Annotated in this window: 16 protein-coding genes and 1 riboswitch; of the genes, 4 read left to right on the top strand and 12 right to left on the bottom strand. The window is 67.2% G+C overall.

The window, feature by feature from the left end; all coding sequences use genetic code 11:
• Positions 1–32: 32 nt before the first annotated feature.
• The 12 genes from BAY15_RS01980 to BAY15_RS01925 form a co-directional block, all read right to left on the bottom strand.
• Positions 33–1,916 (bottom strand): patatin-like phospholipase family protein, encoded by a 1,884-nt coding sequence (locus tag BAY15_RS01980; protein ID WP_068848503.1) that lies wholly within the window; start codon positions 1,914–1,916, stop codon positions 33–35.
• Between the two features lie 73 nt (positions 1,917–1,989).
• Positions 1,990–2,538, bottom strand: coding sequence for a lipocalin family protein (locus BAY15_RS01975; RefSeq protein WP_068848501.1), 549 nt, complete (start codon positions 2,536–2,538; stop codon positions 1,990–1,992).
• A 20-nt stretch (positions 2,539–2,558) separates the two neighbouring features.
• Positions 2,559–3,632, bottom strand: a complete 1,074-nt coding sequence (locus BAY15_RS01970) for an SAM-dependent methyltransferase (RefSeq protein WP_068848499.1) — start codon at positions 3,630–3,632, stop codon at positions 2,559–2,561.
• A complete protein-coding gene (locus BAY15_RS01965; RefSeq protein ID WP_068848497.1) occupies positions 3,629–4,423 on the bottom strand; it encodes a DUF1295 domain-containing protein in 795 nt (264 codons plus the stop codon). The genes BAY15_RS01970 and BAY15_RS01965 overlap by 4 nt, the downstream gene beginning before the upstream one ends.
• A complete protein-coding gene (locus BAY15_RS01960) occupies positions 4,420–4,974 on the bottom strand; it encodes a DUF2878 domain-containing protein (RefSeq protein ID WP_068848494.1) in 555 nt (184 codons plus the stop codon). Before BAY15_RS01960 ends, BAY15_RS01965 begins: the two co-directional genes overlap by 4 nt.
• A 1-nt stretch (position 4,975) precedes the next feature.
• Positions 4,976–6,232 (bottom strand): SAM-dependent methyltransferase, encoded by a 1,257-nt coding sequence (locus tag BAY15_RS01955; protein WP_068848492.1) that lies wholly within the window; start codon positions 6,230–6,232, stop codon positions 4,976–4,978.
• Positions 6,229–6,996, bottom strand: coding sequence for a DUF1365 domain-containing protein (locus BAY15_RS01950; protein ID WP_068848490.1), 768 nt, complete (start codon positions 6,994–6,996; stop codon positions 6,229–6,231). Before BAY15_RS01950 ends, BAY15_RS01955 begins: the two co-directional genes overlap by 4 nt.
• The gene (locus BAY15_RS01945) at positions 6,993–8,273 is read right to left on the bottom strand and encodes an NAD(P)/FAD-dependent oxidoreductase (protein ID WP_068848489.1); all 1,281 of its coding nucleotides are present in this window, start codon (positions 8,271–8,273) and stop codon (positions 6,993–6,995) included. Before BAY15_RS01945 ends, BAY15_RS01950 begins: the two co-directional genes overlap by 4 nt.
• A 1-nt stretch (position 8,274) precedes the next feature.
• Entirely contained in the window at positions 8,275–9,234 is a 960-nt protein-coding gene (locus BAY15_RS01940) for an acyl-CoA desaturase (protein WP_068848487.1), read from the bottom strand.
• 95 nt (positions 9,235–9,329) lie between these two features.
• Positions 9,330–10,100: an anti-sigma factor gene (locus BAY15_RS01935; RefSeq protein WP_068848485.1), complete on the bottom strand. Its 771-nt coding sequence runs from the start codon at positions 10,098–10,100 to the stop codon at positions 9,330–9,332.
• Positions 10,097–10,666, bottom strand: coding sequence for a sigma-70 family RNA polymerase sigma factor (locus BAY15_RS01930; RefSeq protein WP_068848483.1), 570 nt, complete (start codon positions 10,664–10,666; stop codon positions 10,097–10,099). Before BAY15_RS01930 ends, BAY15_RS01935 begins: the two co-directional genes overlap by 4 nt.
• A gap of 70 nt (positions 10,667–10,736) precedes the next feature.
• On the bottom strand, positions 10,737–11,513 hold the full coding sequence (locus BAY15_RS01925) for a hypothetical protein (protein ID WP_068848481.1): 777 nt from the start codon (positions 11,511–11,513) through the stop codon (positions 10,737–10,739).
• A 335-nt stretch (positions 11,514–11,848) separates the two neighbouring features.
• Between BAY15_RS01925 and BAY15_RS01920 the strand changes: the two genes are divergently transcribed.
• The 4 genes from BAY15_RS01920 to BAY15_RS01905 all read left to right on the top strand — a co-directional run bounded on the left by BAY15_RS01920 (position 11,849) and on the right by BAY15_RS01905 (position 17,167).
• On the top strand, positions 11,849–12,367 hold the full coding sequence (locus BAY15_RS01920) for a helix-turn-helix domain-containing protein (RefSeq protein ID WP_068848479.1): 519 nt from the start codon (positions 11,849–11,851) through the stop codon (positions 12,365–12,367).
• Complete coding sequence (locus tag BAY15_RS01915) at positions 12,364–13,635, top strand: type II toxin-antitoxin system HipA family toxin (RefSeq protein ID WP_068848477.1); 1,272 nt, start codon at positions 12,364–12,366, stop codon at positions 13,633–13,635. The genes BAY15_RS01920 and BAY15_RS01915 overlap by 4 nt, the downstream gene beginning before the upstream one ends.
• Before the next feature lie 51 nt (positions 13,636–13,686).
• Positions 13,687–13,918, top strand: a riboswitch (cobalamin riboswitch).
• 213 nt (positions 13,919–14,131) lie between these two features.
• Complete coding sequence (gene metE / locus BAY15_RS01910) at positions 14,132–16,429, top strand: 5-methyltetrahydropteroyltriglutamate--homocysteine S-methyltransferase (RefSeq protein ID WP_068848475.1); 2,298 nt, start codon at positions 14,132–14,134, stop codon at positions 16,427–16,429.
• 66 nt (positions 16,430–16,495) lie between these two features.
• Positions 16,496–17,167 (top strand): epoxyqueuosine reductase QueH, encoded by a 672-nt coding sequence (locus tag BAY15_RS01905; protein WP_068854501.1) that lies wholly within the window; start codon positions 16,496–16,498, stop codon positions 17,165–17,167.
• Positions 17,168–17,180 lie beyond the last annotated feature (13 nt).

Below are 17,180 nucleotides of genomic sequence, written 5' to 3'. Positions count from 1 at the left end.
GGCCGGCGCTACCGCTATTGACCGCATTGCGGTCAATAGCTGGGCGTCACCTTCATCTGCGGCAACGGGCGAGGGGCGCCGTCGGTGAGGTCCGGGCCGAGGTCTTCCCAGGTCTGGCCCTGTTCAACCATCAACCGCCACAACTGCTGCGATTCGCGGCGCTTCTCTTCCGAACTGAACCGGTAGGAGGGGGGCGGTGGCGCCCCCTGCGCAACCGTTTCGTAGGCGTCCTGCCAGGCGCTCACGCGCTGCGCGGGGTCATCGGTACGCGCCACCTCCACCGTGTAGCGCTGATACGCCGACGCCAGGTTCCGCCAGCGGATCCAATAATGATTGGCGAACGAGAAATCACAGAAGCGCTCACCGGCCACACTGCCCTTGGCGGCAATCCGGCTGAGCACCGCCTGCGGCATGTCCAGGTTCATGCCGCCTTCGTCGCCCTGCAGGGTGACGTGCACGATGCGATCGCGGTAGCCTGGCGCGCGTGCCTGCAGCACATCGCGCCAGTTTTGCATTGTGGAGACGATGGAGAACAGGAAGCCGGACATCTCCGCCGCTGCCAGCGGGCGTGCGATGGACTGATAGCTGCGCTGCCAGCCATGGCGGTTTTCGGTGGGCAGGAATACTGCGGCGTTGATCGCGTCGGGCGAGTCTGGCGCGGCGCGCAGTGGTTCGGCGGTGTGCGGGTACACCAGGTTGATGCCGAAGGTGGGCCAGCGCGGCAGCGCGGCGTCGAACAGATGGATGGGAAAGTTGCTGCTGATGCCGCCGTCGGAGAACCAGCACACCCGGAACGCGGTGATCGCCGGGCCGGTGCCGTGGCCACCACTGGTCAAGCCTTCGGTGCTGTCGGCCACGTTGCGATCGCCGTGCGCGGGCGCGGCATCGGCCATGGGTTCGCAGCGGCGCTCGCGCCGGGCCGGCTCATGCAGCGGCACCGCGCTGATCAGCAGCGGAAAACTCAGGCTCATGCGCGTGGCCACCAGCACCGGCAGCTGCTCGCCTTCGGGCAGGCGGTAGTAGTCCACGCCGTCCACGTGATGCGGCGCGCCCGCGCGGGCTAGCAGCCACGCCACTACGCTGGCCGGGAACAGCTGTTCGAACTCATCGCGCCGGAACCAGAACTGCGAGGCGCCGAACGGCAGCGTGCGCGGCTCGGTGTGCGATACACAGGTGGTGATCATCTGCAGGCTGACCGCGTGCGCGCCCTCCGGCTCGCCGCTGTAACGCGGGGCGTCATGCAGGTCGGCGAAGGTCAGCGGCTGGTCCAGCGGCTTGCCGGCCAGGGCCTGCAGCTGGGTGTGCAGCCAGTCGGTCAGCGCAGGTTTGTCGGCACCGCTCTGGGTGGCGCCCGAGCACAGCCCCAGCAGGTTGCGCCGCGCTACCCGCGCCACCCGCAGCGCGGACGCCAGTACCCCCGCCCCATACGCGCACAGCAGCGACGGCAGCAGCGTGGCCCACATGCCCTCCACTCCTGCGGCCAGCCAGCCGATGCCCAGCAGCCCGACCAGCGCGGCCAGCAGTTCCAGCGGGGCGATGGCGAACACCGCCGCCAGCAGGCACAGGATCTTGCGCGGCAGGCTCGCCTTGCCGGTGAGCATCACCAGCAGCCGGTAAGCGGTACGCGCACCGTAAGCCGGCTGGAACAGGCTGTAGATGAAGCCGCGCCGCGACAACTGGGTGGACACATCGGCCAGCCCGGCAAAGCCGGCCTGCGGGCCCATCGGTTCACCGGCCCGGCAGCGCCGGTCGCCCAGCGCCGCGGCAGCGGCCACGGCGGCGGCGATCGCCCCGGCCGAGGTGCCGCCGATGTTCTTGAAGCGGTACTCGCGGGCCAGCGACAGCACCGCATTGGGGTACACGATGCCGCTGGTGATGCCGCCCTTCATGACCAGATCGCAGTACTTGTCCGCCATGTCGCCGCCCTCTGTCCGCCTTGGGTTCCAGTATCCCCCAAGGCCTTCTCAGGGCCTGAGAACCGCGCCCCAGTTATGGCTTCGGGCGGTTGGTCGCGGCTGACTGGGGTACGCGGCGCACCTGCGACAGGTCATAGCCCAGCGCGGCAATCCGGGTCATGGCCGCCTGGTAGTCCTGATCGGAGATCTGCGGGGTGCGCGCCATCAGCCACATGTAGTCGCGCTTGCTGCGACCGACGATGGTCTGCTGGTAGTCATCGTCAAGGTACACGATCACGTACTCGGCCTTGATCGGCCACACGAACTGCATGCCCCACTCGGCACCGTTGGTGCCTTCCTTGACCGTGCCGATCGGATGCATGGTCTTCACCGGCGCATCGAAGCTGCCCTTGCGGTAGGTGAAGGTGGTCTGGATGCGCCCGTCCGGGCGAAGCGCGTAGGACTCCACCGCATCGAACGCTTCGCGCTCGGGCCGGCTGGGAATGTGGGCAATCACATACCAGTCGCCCATGAAGCGCGGCACGTCCACGTGGGCCACCGGCGGAATGGGACGGGTATTGCCACCGCAGCCGCCCAGCAACATGCCGGCGGCGAGGAGGGGAAGCAGTGGGCGTAGCTTCATGGCGTTTTCCTCATGAGGGGTCAGGCGCGGTCGAACAGGTAGTGGGCCACCATCCACTGCTGGCCCTTCTGGTAGCCGAACAGCTCGGCGCAGGCCATCCAGAACATGCGCCAGCGCTGGAACCACAGTGCGGCGGCGGCCTCGCCGTAGCCCTGGCGCAGCACCGCCATCACGGCGTCGCGGTTCTGGTCCTGGCGCTCCAGCCAGTGGTTGGCGGTACGTTCGTAGTGGGTGCCGTCCAGCAGCCAGCGCTGCTGCAGCTGCATGTACTGGGGGAAGTGCAGCAGCGTGTCGGCGGCCGGCATTAGTCCGCCGGTGAAGAAGTGCCGCCCCATCCAGTTGTCATCGCCTTCGGTCTCGAACGGGTACATCAGCGTGCGGTGCACGAAGATGTGCACGAACAGCTTGCCGTTCGGGCGCAGCCACTGGTGGATGCGCTGCAGCAGCCGGGCGTAGTTGCGCACGTGTTCGAACATCTCCACCGACACGCAGCGGTCGAAGCTGCCCGGTTCCAGGATCAACTCGTTCACATCGCGGGTCAGCACCGTCACGTTGGTGAGACCACGTATGCGGCACTGACCCAGGATGTACTCGCGCTGGCTGTTGGAATTGGATACGGCGGTGATGCGCGAGGCGGGATAGCGCTCGGCCATCCACAACGTCAGCGAGCCCCAGCCGCAGCCCAGCTCCAGGATGTCCTGGCCGTCGGCCAGCTCGGCGCGCTCGCCGTACAGGGCCAGCATCGCCTCTTCGGCCTGATCAAGCGTTTCCGTGCCGGTGGGGTAGTAGCAGCTGCTGTACTTGAGCCGTGCACCCAGGCAATCCTGGAAGAACGCGGCGGGCACTTCGTAGTGCTGGCGGTTGGCCGCGTCCACGTGCAGCGCCAGCGGGCTGCGCGACAGCGACACGATGCGCGCGGAAAAGCGCTGCGCCTGCTCTTCCACGGTGCCTGCGCTTTCCTCACGCAGGCGCGCCTCGCACTGGCGGCGGATGCCCAGCCGCAGCAGCGCATCGGGCAGCAGGCCGCGTTCGGCCAGGCCGGTCAGCCCGGGCGCGTAGTCGGGCAGCGGCAGCGATTCTCGGGCGACATTCACGGTGAAGACTCCTTGCGGGGCGAAGCAGTGCGGGAGGGGAACCACGGAAACAGCATCGGCGTGCTGCGCTGGTAGTCGCGGTAGTCCTCACCCCGGGTGCGCAGCGCCTGCGCCTCGGTGAACGGAATGCCGCTCACCCAGCGCAGGAACACGTACATCACCACGGGTCCGGACCAGGCCAACCACCACAGCGGCGAGTGCACGGCCAGCAGCACGTAGGTGAACCAGTGCAGCCATTCGAAGAAGTAGTTGGGATGGCGCGAGTAGCGCCACAGGCCGCTGCGGCAGGTCTTGCCCTTGTTGGCCGGGTCGGCGCGGAAGCGTGCCAGCTGGCGGTCGGCCAGCGATTCGCCGCCCACGCTGAGCAGCCACATTGCGATGGCGGCGATGATCCAGCCCATCGGCAGCGCCGCGCTCTGAGACACCGCCACGAATGGCAATGCGAACAGCACGATCAGCAACGCCTGGAACTGGAAGAAGCCGAAGATCTTGCCCTGGTGGCCGTTCCAGTGCCGGCGCAGGTGCTGGTAGCGGCCATCCTCGTCTTCGCTGCGCACGCGCTTCCACAGGTGCAGGGCCAGCCGCGATCCCCACAGCCCGCCCAGCAACGCCAGCGCGACGCGCGGCGCGGTTGCGCCATCGCCCAGCCACGCCAGCAGCAGTGCCGAGGCGCCCACGCCCTTGGCCCACAGCACATCGACCACGCCGATGTTCTGGTGGCGGCGCTGCCACCACCAGCCCCAGCACATGATCAGTGCGGCATACAGCCAGACCCATCCAAGATTCATCATGCATGCGCTCCTTTGGTGTTCGTAGCCACTGGCGCCGACCCGCGCTGCCAGTGGCGCGCGCAGAGGGCCAGCAGGGGCAGTGCGATGGCCCAGCCCAGGGCAAGAACGGCCACGCCCTGCCATGACGGCGACGGGAACGCCACCGCCGACCAGCCGCGCGCGGCGGAGAGATACGCCAGCGGCGCGACCAGGCCGAGCAGCGCGGCCAGCCAGAGCCGCCGCTGCAACACCTTCAGGGAAACCGTAAGCGTCATCGCGAATGCGGCCCACAGCGCGAGGATCCACACCGGCGCCAGCCACGCATTGGGCCAGGCAGCGGCGTACACCACCTGCCCGCTTGCACCCGCGAGACCATCCACGACCAGCCCGCACAACACGGCCACCCCAAGCAGCCTGACATCGACGCTGGGCTGCGCGGACATGGCGAGCTGGCTGGCCACATAGGCAGCCGCGGCCAGCAGCGCCGGCCAGCGCAGCCCCTGCCCGGCGCCGACCACCGCGCACAGCCACACCAGCTGGTTGCCGATGACATTGGCCCAGAAGTGGCGCATCTCAGTGGGTACCCTCGATCGGTGCCGGCCGGTAGCCGGGCCGCGCCAGCAGCAGCTGCGACACGCCGATGGAGCGTTCCAGGAAGCCACCTTCGCAGTAGGCCAGGTAGAACTCCCACAGGCGGATGAAGCGCTCATCGAAGCCCTGCGCGCGCACCGCCGGCAGCTGCGACAGGAAGCGAAGCCGCCAGGCACGCAGGGTGAGCGCGTAGGACTGGCCAAAGTCGTGCTGGCCGATCAGCTGCAGGTCGCTGCTGCGGGTTTTGGCCGCCATGATCGCGTGCAGCGAAGGAATGAAGCTGCCTGGAAACACGAAGCGCTTGATGTAGTCCACGCTGCGCCGCGCCTGCTCGTAGCGTTCGTCTTCGATGGTGATGGCCTGCAGCAGCGCAAGGCCTTCCGGCTTGAGCAGCCGGGTGAGCGTGGCGAAGTAGGTATCGAGGTACTGCGCGCCGATGGCCTCGATCATCTCAATGGAGACCAGCTTGTCGTACTGGCCCTCCAGGTCGCGGTAGTCCTCCAGCAGCACCGTCACTTTGTCCTGCAGCCCCGCGCTGGCCACCCGTTCGGTGGCCAGCGCGTACTGCTCCCTGGAGATGGTGGTGGTGGTGACGTGGCAGCCATGGTGAAGCGCGGCATACACCGCGAAACCCCCCCAGCCGGTGCCGATCTCGACCACGCGGTCGCCCGGCTTGAGCTGAAGCTGTTCGCAGATCCGCGCCAGCTTGCGCTGCGAGGCCACTTCCAGCGTGTCACCCGCCTCGGCGTACAGCGCCGAGGAATACATCAGGTCGCGGGACAGGAACAGCGAGAAGAACGCATTGCCCAGGTCGTAGTGCGCGGCGATGTTGCGGCGGCTGCCTTCGCGGGTGTTGCGGCGCAGCCAGTTCCAGCCCTGCAGCAGCCAGCCGCCCACCCGCGCCGGGCCGCGCTCCATGCCATCGAGCAGCGCGCGGTTGCGCACCAGCAGCTGCACCAGCCCAACGAGGTTGTCGCAGCGCCACTCGCCGCGGATGTAGGCCTCACCGGCACCCACGCTCCCCTGTGCGCCGACCGCACGGTAGAAAGCCGGGTTGTCGACCCACACCGTCACCTGCAGCGGTGCAGCGGCGTCACCGATGGAGACATCACCCAGCGCATCGCGCAGCTGCAGCCGGCCGCCCTGCAGCGGGGCCAGCTGGGCCAGCAGGCGGCGGCGCAGGAACGCTTCCAGCGTGCTGGGCTCAGGCAGGGCAAGCGGTCGGGTCATGTCGTTCATGGGTGCTTTCCAGCAATGGAAGGGTGGTCGTGGACGGGCGTGCGCTTGAGCCACAGCCGCAGCGCCTGCCAGTGGATGGCGGCCACCACCTGCACCGTCATCAGCGGGTGGCGGAGCAGCACGCGGGCCAGGCCGGGGCCGGTGAGGGGATGGCGCCGAAGGGCCAGGTCGGCGTCGAACTGGCGCTCGCCGTTGCGCCACACCTGCATGTGCACGTGCAGGTCATCGCCCGGCGCGGTGAAGCGCCAGCGGTATTCGCAGTCCATCGGCAGGAACGGGGAAACGTGGAACTGCTTGCCGAAGGTCCAGGCCAGCGCGCGGCCGTGCGCGTCGGCGTGCGCCACCGGCAGCACGTAGGCGTGGCGTTCCTGCCAGGGCGTGTTGGTGATCTCGGCTACGATGCAGTCCAGCGTGGTGCCATCGGCGGCGTAGCAGTAATAGAAGCTGACCGGGTTGAAGATATGTCCGGCATGGCGCAGGTGCGAAAGCATGCGCACGGGACCCGGCGGTGCATGGCCCAGCGTCTGGGTGATGCGTCCGCGCACCGCATCGGCCAGCGGCTGGTCCGGTTCGCCCAGGTAATCGCTGCGGCGGAACTCGGCCAGGTTGCGGCGGTTCACCGACCAGAACCAGCGGCCGTCGAACAGGTGGTCCAGCTCGTCCAGGTCGATCAGCAGCTGCGCGATGGGGTAGTCGAACGCGTGCGGCTGCGGCGCATGCCGGCGGTGCTGCATCCTGCCGCGATAGATCGCACTGGCCGTCATGCCGGTACGCCCTGCGACAGCGGCCAGTACGCCTCGGCATCCAGCGACTGCAGCGCCTCCACCACCCGGCGCGCACTGCGGATGCCATCTTCATGGAAGCCCCAGCCCCAGTAAGCGCCGGCAAACCAGGTGCGGCGCCGCCCCTGCACTTCGGCCCAGCGCCCTTGTGCACGCACCATGGCGTGGTCGTGCACGGGGTGGGCGTACTGCATCCGACGCAGGATCTTCTCCGGCGCAATCGCGTCGGTACGGTTGAGCGTCACCACCAGCGGCGTGGGCGTATCGATGCCCTGCAGCAGGTTCATGCAGTAGCTGACCGTGCACGGTGCCAACGGGTCGCGCGGCACGTGTGCGTTCCACGCCGCCCAGGCCTTGCGGTTGCGTGGCAGCAGGTTGGCATCGGTATGCAGCACCACCTCGTTGGGCTGGTAACGGATCGCGCCGAGCACGCTGCGTTCGGTGGCATCGGCATCGGACAGCAGTGCCAGCGCCTGGTCGCTGTGGCAGGCCAGCACCATCTGGTCGAAGCCTTCCAGCCCATCGGCGGTGAGCACGCGCACCCCGTGCTCCTGCCGCTCCACGCCCAGCACCCGGCATTCCAGCCGCTCGCGTACCCGCCAGCGCCGCCGCATCGCTTCCACATAACGCGCCGAACCGCCCTGCACCACCCGCCACGCCGGGCGCCCGGTCATCTGCAGCATCTGGTGGTTGGCCATGAACTGCACCAGGTAACGCGCCGGGAAGTCGGCCAAGGCCTGGACCGGCGATGACCACAGCGCAGAGGCCATCGGCAGCAGGTGCTCCTGGACGAAGGCCTCGCCGTAGCGGCCCTGCTTCAGGTAGTCGCCCAGTGACGGTCCCTCTTCCCCGCTGTGCAGCAGCGCCGGCGCCTGGCGATAGAAGCGGCGCAGGTCGCGCAGCATGCCCCAGAAGCGCGGCGAGAGCAGGTTGCGGCGCTGGCAGAACAGGGTATCCAGCGTGGTGGCGTTGTACTCCAGGCCAGTGCGTTCGCTGTGCACCGAAAAACTCATGGTGGTGGGCTGCGACGCCACGTGCAGCTCATCGAACAGCGTGGTCAGCAGCGGGTAGTGCTGCGGGTTGAACACGATGAAGCCGGTGTCCACCGCCTGCGCGCGGCCATCCACCATCACGTTATGAGTGTGGGTGTGGCCGCCGAGGTAGTCGTTGGCCTCGAACAGCGTCACTTCGTGGCGCTGGCTCAGCCACCAGGCGCTGGCCAGTCCCGCGATGCCCGATCCGATCACGGCAATGCGCATGTCAGTGCTCCGCCTTGGCCAGCACCCAGGCCGGCACCGGTTTGAGGTCACGCACCAGGCCCAGCGCGGCCATCGCGCGCAGGCCGTACCAGGTGATGTCCACTTCCCACCAATAGAAGCCCTGGCGCACCGTGCCCGGGAAGAAGTGGTGGTTGTTGTGCCAGCCCTCGCCGAAGGTGAGCAGGGCCAGCCACAGGTTGTTGCGGCTGTCATCGCCGGTGTTGAAGCGGCGGCGGCCGAAGCGGTGCGCCAGCGAATTGATCGTCACCGTGGCGTGGAACAGCACCACCGTGGAAATGAAGAAGCCCCACACCAGCATCTGCCCGCCGCTGGTGCCCAGGCCCGGCGCGACGTGTTCCAGCAATGCACCAAGCCCGTACAGCGCAGCGGCCAGTGCCACTGGCACCAGGGTGTCGAAACGGTCCAGCCAGCGCAGCTCCGGATACTTCGCCAGGTCCGGAATGCGCGCCCAGTCGGTGCGGAAGCCTTCGGTGGTGAGGAACCAGCCCATGTGGCTCCACCAGAAGCCGTGCACGGTGGGCGAATGCGGGTCCGCAGCGGTTTCGGTGTGGCGGTGGTGGTTGCGGTGGTGCGCGGCCCACCACAGCGGGCCGCGCTGCACGCTGGCCGCGCCGATCAGTGCGAACACGAACTGCACCACGCGCGAGGTGCGAAAGGTGCGGTGCGCGAAGTAGCGGTGGTAGAAGGCGGTAATGGCGAACATGCGCACCGCGTACAGCGCCAGCGCCACGCCTACCGCCACCCACGACACCCCCACCCAGATCACCGCCAGGCAGGCCAGGTGCATGCCCACGAAGGGAATCGCCCGCAGCCAGTCCACGCGGTTGCCGCTCCCACCGGCGGCCGGCGCGGCGGCGCCGGTGTCGAACCAGCGCAGCACGGTGGCCCAGCGGCCGCGCGGGGCGCGGGCGGGTTGGTCGGGGGTGGAACGGGACAGCATGTCGCGCGTCTCCTGAGCGGTTCATCAGGAGATACGCAGGCTCGCGCCGTTTGGATGCACCCCTTCCGAAAAATAATTTCCGGAAGGGGTGGCCGTTACAGGTTGGCGATGTCGCCCTTGGCGATGACCGGACCGGTCGGAATGCCCTGCGGCGCCCCGCTCGACGGTTCCAGCGTGATCGCCAGCACCGATCCGTTCACAAGGACATCACGCAGCGCGTCGGGCACGGCCACGGTGTGGGCACGGTTGATGGACACCAGGCCCAGCGAACGCGGCGTACCGCCGGCCGGAATCAGCCACAGCTCCGGTGCGCGGCCAGCCGCATCGGCCGGTGCGGGGACGGGCACCATCAACACCTTGCCCTGTGCCTTGTCGACCGAGGCCAGCCAGCCGGGCGTGCCATCGTCGTGCAGCAGCGGGGTGACCGGCTTGGTCGCCTGCTCCGGCTCGGCCGGGGTCGGCGCCGGGGTGACGGCCACCGGGGTGGACGGGGCGGTGGGCAGCGGCTGGCGGTTGAACACCGCCACCAGTGCCAGCGCCGCCGCCAGGGCAGTCATGCCCTGCCAGAAGCCGGTGCGCTGCCAGAGCCTGGGCGCGGCGGTCACCGCCGGCCAGCCCAGCTCGCTGCGGATGCGCGGCCACAGGTGCGCCGGCACCGCCTCGCTGCCGAGCTCTTCCAGCAGCGGGGCCAGCCGCACCTGCCACTGCTCGACCAGCCGGGCGAAGCCCGGGTCGGTGGCGATGCGGTGTTCGATCTTGAGGCGCTCGGCGGCGTCGTGCACGCCCAGCACGTATTCGCCGGCCAGGATGTCGGCGCTCGGCGGCTGGCCGTCGTCTTGGATATCGTGAAGGTCGCGGATGTTCATCGTTCGAGGCACACCCGCAGTTGGCCCAGCCCGCGCCGGATCCAGCTCTTCACCGAACCCAGCGGCGAACCGATGCGGCGGGCCAGCTCTTCATAGCTGGCACCGTGCAGGAACGCACTGCGGATCAGCGAGCGGCGGCGCGGTTCCAGGGTATCCAGGCAATCATCCAGACGCTCGCGGTCGGAGGCGTGCTCGGCCGCCTGCGCCGGCTGCGGCGCGAAATCGGGAATCTCTTCGGCCACCGACAGGTCATCCAGCGGGCGCGGCGGGGCCGAGCGCAGGCGGTCGATCGCGCGGTTGCGCGCCATCATCGAGAGCCAGGTCATGGCCGAGGCCCGCGTGGCATCGAACTGGGTGGCCTTGCGCCAGACCGTGGTGAAGACGTCCTGCAGGACCTCTTCGGCATCGCGGCGGTCGCGCAGGGTGTGCAGGCAGATCGCGAACAGCCGGCCCGAGGCCAGCTGGTATACGGACTCGAATGCCTGGCGGTCGCCCTCGGCCACCTGGACCAGAAGCCGGTCCAGGCGTGTTGATGCGGCGGTATCGGAAGCATCCAGCTCAGGCATCGCAGGCTCGGTGTCGGCAGGTAGCAAGCCTGCATGGTCGTTGCTCCTGAGGACGGCTGCAAGAGGGTATTCATGAGTCGCATGTCTTCACCAATGCTTGCCCCCGCGCCGTGGCAAGCTCGGCCGCGCCAGCGGCTACGGGCGGCGAGGGGAACTCCACGCGCACCTGCGGGTAGCGCCCGTTCTGGTCGCGCACGTTGCCGGTGCCGGTGAACTGCAGCAGGCGCTGGTCGGCGCTTGCATAGATGAGGGTTACCGCCGGCACGGCGAAGCCGAACCACGCATCGAGTTTCATCTGCAGCTGCTGCGCCGGCTGGCCTTTCCAGGTGAGCGCGCCGGTGCGCTGCAGCTTCAACGGCACCAGCCGCTGGCGGCTGGGCAGCAGGAACTGGAATGCCACCGGTTGCCCTTCGAGCAGGTCTGCCCAATGTCGGCGCACGGCCGCGTCGAAACCGGCATCGACCACCGCGCCCGCGGGCACCTCCAACGCGCGGCTGACCGGGGTGGCATCCGAAGTGGCCCGCACATAGACCGTGCGAGCTGCGCCATTGCCGCGCACGCCTTCCTGGTAGCCGTCGCGGCCGTCTTCCAGCGCGAAATCCGGCGTCTGCGGGCTGCCCTGCGGCGTCATCCACTTGCGCGCGAAGGGGCGGCCGTCCGCGCAGCGGTACAGCACCAGCCGTGACTGCGCCTGCTGGGATCCCTGCAGCCAATGGGTTTCGCGGTACAGCAGGGTGTCGCCGTTTGCCGCGTAGGCACGACCTTCCTGGCGCTGGACGGTCTGGGCAGAGGCCAGCGCGGGGCATAGCAGGAGAAGCGACACAGAGAGAGAAGGGTGCGCGCGCATGCCGGGCTCCACGGAAGTTGTGGAGAGATACGCGGGAAGTCGCGGTACGGATGCAGGGGCGTGGCTGAACCTGCAGAAGGGTTACGACATAGCCAAGGCGCGAGATGGACTGGCCGAGCGCTGACCAGCATCGAGCCGTACCGGCTTGCCTCCTGAAGGGGCTCGCCTCTCAGCACGACAATAGCGATAATATTATGGCATTATTTGGCTATTTTAGCCATAATATTTCTACATTTGGCGTTTTTCGATCATGTTAGGCTGGCAAATGATCGATCCTCGTTCATAGTGCTAATATTGTGGCTCTTTTCATTCAAAAACGCAGGAATAATAGCGCCATGGCGAAGAAGACCGCTCCACTCCTGCCCTCAACGGAAATGCTCCTCGCCGAGTTTGGGGAGCGACTCAAGCTTGCACGTCTGCGGCGCAAGATCACGGCCAAACAGTTGGCAGAGCGCTCAGGAATGTCGCCGATGACGCTGCGGTCGCTTGAGTCCGGGGCAGCGGGAGTGACCATGGGTGCTTATCTTTCGGTGATGCAGGTGCTTGGCATTGAACGAGACCTCGCGTTGCTCGCCGCCGACGATGAGTTGGGTCGTCGGCTTCAGGACTCACGCCTTAAAACAGGCAGCGTTCGTGAACAGGCGCTGCCCAAGGCCACCAGGTTCCCAAAAGCCAAGCCGCCGACTCAGAAAGCCGGAAGAGCCATGATGGCCAACCAAGGCGAAGCGCCTCGCAAGGGCGAGTACGTAACCCCGACAACTGGATCTGCCAAGCCAGTTGCAATGACGTCTGCAGGTCTTGCCTCACTCTTGAAGCCCTCCAGCAAGAAGCGCGACCAAGGCAATACGAAATGACGATGATCGCGGTGTATGCGGATTGGGAAGGCTTGCAGCAACCTCGCCGGCTGGGCTATCTGAACTCCCGCAGGACGCGAGCTCACGAGACGTTCGAGTTTCAGTACGACCCTGCGGCATTAGCCGACCCTGTCATAGGTCGAGTCGCACTCGACCGGAAAATTTCCCTTTTCGAGGGTCCCCAGTATCCGCCTGCACCCCAGGACCGGTTCGGCGCGTTTTCCGATTCCAGCCCCGATCGCTGGGGTCGCCTTCTTATGGATCGCCGCCTTGAACGTGAGATCCGTGCCGGCGCCCGGCCGGCCGGAACGCGACTGTTCGAGACGGATTACCTTCTTGGCGTACACGACCTCTATCGCGTGGGCGCGCTGCGCTACAAGCAGGAGGACCGCGGAGAGTTCTTGGATGATTCCATCGGACTCGCGGCCCCGCCCTTTGCGCAGATTCGTGCCTTGGAGCAAGCGAGTCGCGCGCTGGAGGATGATCAGGACAACGTGTCCCAGCAAGGCCAGCAGTGGTTGAGGATGCTTATCGCGCCGGGCGGTTCGCTGGGCGGTGCCAGGCCCAAGGCGAGCGTTGCCGACGAACAGGGACGCCTCTACATCGCCAAGTTTCCGAGTTCGCGTGATGACTACGACGTCGGCGGCTGGGAAATGGTCGTCAACGCGCTTGCCGTTGGCTGTGGCCTCAATGTAGCCACCGCCCAAGCGCGAAAATTCGCCAGTGACCATCACTGCTTCATGGTTCGAAGGTTTGATCGCACCGATGAAGGGAAGCGCCTGCACTTTGCCTCAGCCATGACCATGACGGGCCATGTAGATGGCGATGACGCCTCCACGGGCGTGAGTTATCTGGAACTGGCCGAGGTGTTGATCAGGCATGGCTCCCAAACGAATGCGGATCTCCGGGAGCTATGGTCGAGAATCGTCTTCAATATCCTTGTCTCCAACACCGATGATCACCTGAGAAACCACGGCTTCATCCTGGTGCCGGGATCGGGATGGCGCCTCTCGGAAGCGTATGACATGAACCCGGTGCCGGTTGCAGACGGCCTGAAGTTAAACATCACCGAAGCAGACAACGCTCTGGACCTGGAGCTCGCGCGCGAAGTCGCCGCGTACTGCCGGGTGGGCCTGGATGAGGGCGATGAAATCATCGAGGAGTTTCAGGGGATTGTCCGCCAGTGGCGGACGCTGGCCAGGCAACTTGGGCTTTCCGCGCGCGAGCAGGATCGGATGGCCGACGCTTTTCGTCTCGCTGGCTCATAAGCGAAGCCGATATAAGACCTGCCCTCCCCTTGACCGCCGCCCCAACTCGGCCTACCTTGTGCTCGCCGAAGGTATCCATCTCTTCATGCAGATGAAGGGATGGGTTTAAACGGGAATCCGGTGAAGGTGCCTTGCGCACCCATTCCGGAGCTGCCCCGCAGCGGTGAGTGGAAACGAAACCTGCCAACAGCACTGGGCCTGGCGCCTGGGAAGCGGCAGGAAGTAGGTGGGCCCCGTGCCCGTGTCCATCAGCCCGAATACCGGCCCCGGCCGGAGGACACGACCGTCCTCTGATTCGACCTGGAACGTCCGCGGGGAGGTTGCCGGGGCCTGCCGCCATGCGTTCTGCGTGGCGCTGCCCCCGTGCGTCCGCTTCACGGCATCCGGTTCGCCCGCGGGGGCGAAGGTCGCTGGCGGGCGGACACGGCAGCAATGGCGTGGGTGCCGCGCAGTTCCTTCGTTCCTCAATGCCGCTACTGCAATGAGGACACGTTCCATGACCACTGTTACCAACCTGGGTTTCCCCCGCATCGGCGCCAAACGCGAGCTCAAGCGCGCGCTGGAAGCGTACTGGTCCGGCCAGAGCAGCGCCGAAGCGCTGCAGGATACCGCCACCGCCCTGCGCACCACGCATTGGCAGCTGCAACGCGATGCCGGGGTGGATGTGCCGCCCAGCAACGACTTCAGCCTGTACGACCAGGTGCTGGATGCCGCCTTCCTGTTCGATGCCATTCCGGCCCGCTACCGCGCGCTGGCCGACGCCGATCCGCTGGCCGGCTACTTCGCGATGGCACGCGGACTGCAGCGCGATGGTTTTGACCTGCACGCGCTGGAAATGACCAAGTGGTTCGACACCAACTACCACTACCTCGTGCCCGAACTGCAGGCCGGCCAGGGCTTCGCGCTGCGCGGCGACAAGCCGCTGGCCGAATACCGCCAGGCCAAGGGGCTGGGCATCGAAACCCGCCCGGTGCTCATTGGTCCGGTGACCTTCCTGCTCCTGTCCAAGACCACCGACGGCAGCCCGGCGCTGGACCTGCTGGAAGCGCTGCTGCCGGTGTACGTGCAGCTGCTGGGCCAGCTGCAGGCCGCCGGCGCGCAGTGGGTGCAGCTGGATGAGCCGGCGCTGGTGCAGGACCTCAGCCCGGAGGCGCGTGCCGCCTTTGAACACGCCTATGCGGTGCTGGCCACCGCCGCCCGCCCCAAGGTGCTGGTGGCCACCTACTTCGGTGCATTGGACGACAACCTGGAACTGGCGGCCTCGCTGCCGGTGGATGGCCTGCACGTGGACCTGGTGCGCGCACCGGAACAGCTGGATGCGGTGATCAAGGCCCTGCCCGCCGGCCGCGTGCTCTCGGCCGGCCTGGTCAACGGCCGCAACATCTGGCGTACCCACCTGGACAACGCACTGGTGCTGGCCCGCTACGCACACGGCCAGCTGGGCAGCGATTTCCTGTGGCTGTCACCGTCGTGTTCGCTGCTGCACAGCCCGGTGGACCTGGCGCATGAGAAGAAGCTGGACGATGAACTGCGTGGCTGGCTGGCGTTCTCGAAGCAGAAGCTGGAAGAGCTGCGCGTGCTGGCCGATGCCATCGACGCGCCGGCCCGCGCCGAAGCCGCGCTTGAGCTCTCGCGCGAGCGCATCGCCTCCCGCAAGCGCTCGCCGCGCGTGCACAACCCCGCCGTGGCCGAGCGCTTGGCCGCACTGACGCCGGCCGATGCACAGCGCCACAGCCGCTACCCGCAGCGCCACCTGGCCCAAGCCGCCGCACTCAAGCTGCCACGCTTCCCCACCACCACCATTGGTTCCTTCCCGCAGACGCTGGAAGTGCGTGAGGCCCGCGCCCGCAACAAGTCCGGCACCCTGCCCGACGCCGACTACGATGCCTTCCTGGCCAGCCAGACCGAGCACTGCGTGCGCATCCAGGAGCAGATCGGGCTGGACGTGCTGGTGCACGGGGAGTTCGAGCGCAACGACATGGTGGAGTACTTCGGCGAGCAGCTGGAGGGCTTTGCCTTCACCAAGAACGGCTGGGTGCAGAGCTATGGCTCGCGCTGCGTGAAGCCGCCGGTGATCTACGGCGATGTGACCCGCCCACAGCCGATGACCGTGCGCTGGTCGCAGTACGCGCAGTCGCTCACCGACCGCCCCATGAAGGGCATGCTGACCGGCCCGGTGACGGTGCTGCAGTGGTCGTTCGTGCGCGACGACCAGGCCCGCGCCGATACCTGCCGGCAGATCGCGCTCGCGTTGCGCGATGAAGTGCTGGACCTGGAGGCGGCCGGCATCGGCGTGATCCAGATCGACGAACCGGCCATCCGCGAGGGCCTGCCGCTGCGCCGGGCACAGTGGCGCGAGTACCTGGACTGGGCGGTGGAAGCGTTCCGGATCAGCGCCAGCGGCGTGCGCGATGCCACCCAGATCCACACCCACATGTGCTACTCCGAGTTCAACGACATCATCCACTCGGTGGCGGCAATGGACGCCGATGTGATCTCCATCGAGACCTCGCGCTCGCGCATGGAACTGCTGGATGCCTTCGTGCGCTTCCAGTACCCCAACGAAATCGGTCCGGGCGTGTACGACATCCACTCGCCGCGCGTGCCGGACAAGGAGGAGATGCTCTCCCTGCTGCGCAAGGCCGCCGAGGTGCTTCGCCCCGAGCAGATCTGGGTGAACCCGGACTGCGGGCTCAAGACCCGCGGCTGGCCGGAGACGCGGGCCGCGCTGGAAGCGCTGGTAGCGGCGGCGCACCAGCTGCGCGCCGAGACCGCCGACGCCAACGCCGCCTGACCTTTCCACTGTTGCACAAGGACCCCGCTGCCGCCGTTGCCGGCAGCGGGGTCAATGGATTTCCGCATGACCGATTTCATCCGCCCCACCCTCACCCTGCCCGGCGGCCACGACAAGCTGTTGCTGCATTCGTGCTGTGCGCCCTGCTCCGGCGAGGTCATGGAGGCCATCACCGCTTCCGGGATCGACTACACAATCTTCTTCTACAACCCCAACATCCACCCGGCACGCGAGTACGAGCTGCGCAAGCAGGAGAACATCCGCTTCGCCGAGCAGCATGGCGTGCCTTTCATCGACGCGGACTACGACACCGACAACTGGTTCGCCCGCGCCCGCGGCATGGAGAACGAACCCGAACGCGGCATCCGCTGCACCATGTGCTTCGACATGCGCTTCGTGCGCACCGCGCTGTACGCGCATGAGCATGGCTTTCCGGTGATCAGCAGCTCGCTGGGCATCTCGCGCTGGAAGGACATGAACCAGATCAACGACTGCGGCCACCGTGCGGCGGCCCATTACCCCGGTATCCAGTACTGGGATTACAACTGGCGTAAGGGCGGTGGCGCAGCGCGCATGGTGGAGATCAGCAAGCGCGAGCAGTTCTACCAGCAAGAGTACTGCGGCTGCGTGTACTCGCTGCGGGACGCCAACCGGCACCGCCGCGAGAACAACCGTGAGCGGATCAAGATCGGGCTGTTGTATTACGGCCAGGACAACGACGCGCCCCAGGGCGATTGACGTACGGGCGGGT

The sequence above is a fragment of the Stenotrophomonas rhizophila genome (genome assembly GCF_001704155.1).
GTDB classification, from domain to species: domain Bacteria; phylum Pseudomonadota; class Gammaproteobacteria; order Xanthomonadales; family Xanthomonadaceae; genus Stenotrophomonas; species Stenotrophomonas rhizophila_A.
The sequence above is the reverse complement of the archived record's forward strand: the minus strand, read 5'-3'. Positions and strand labels throughout refer to the sequence as shown.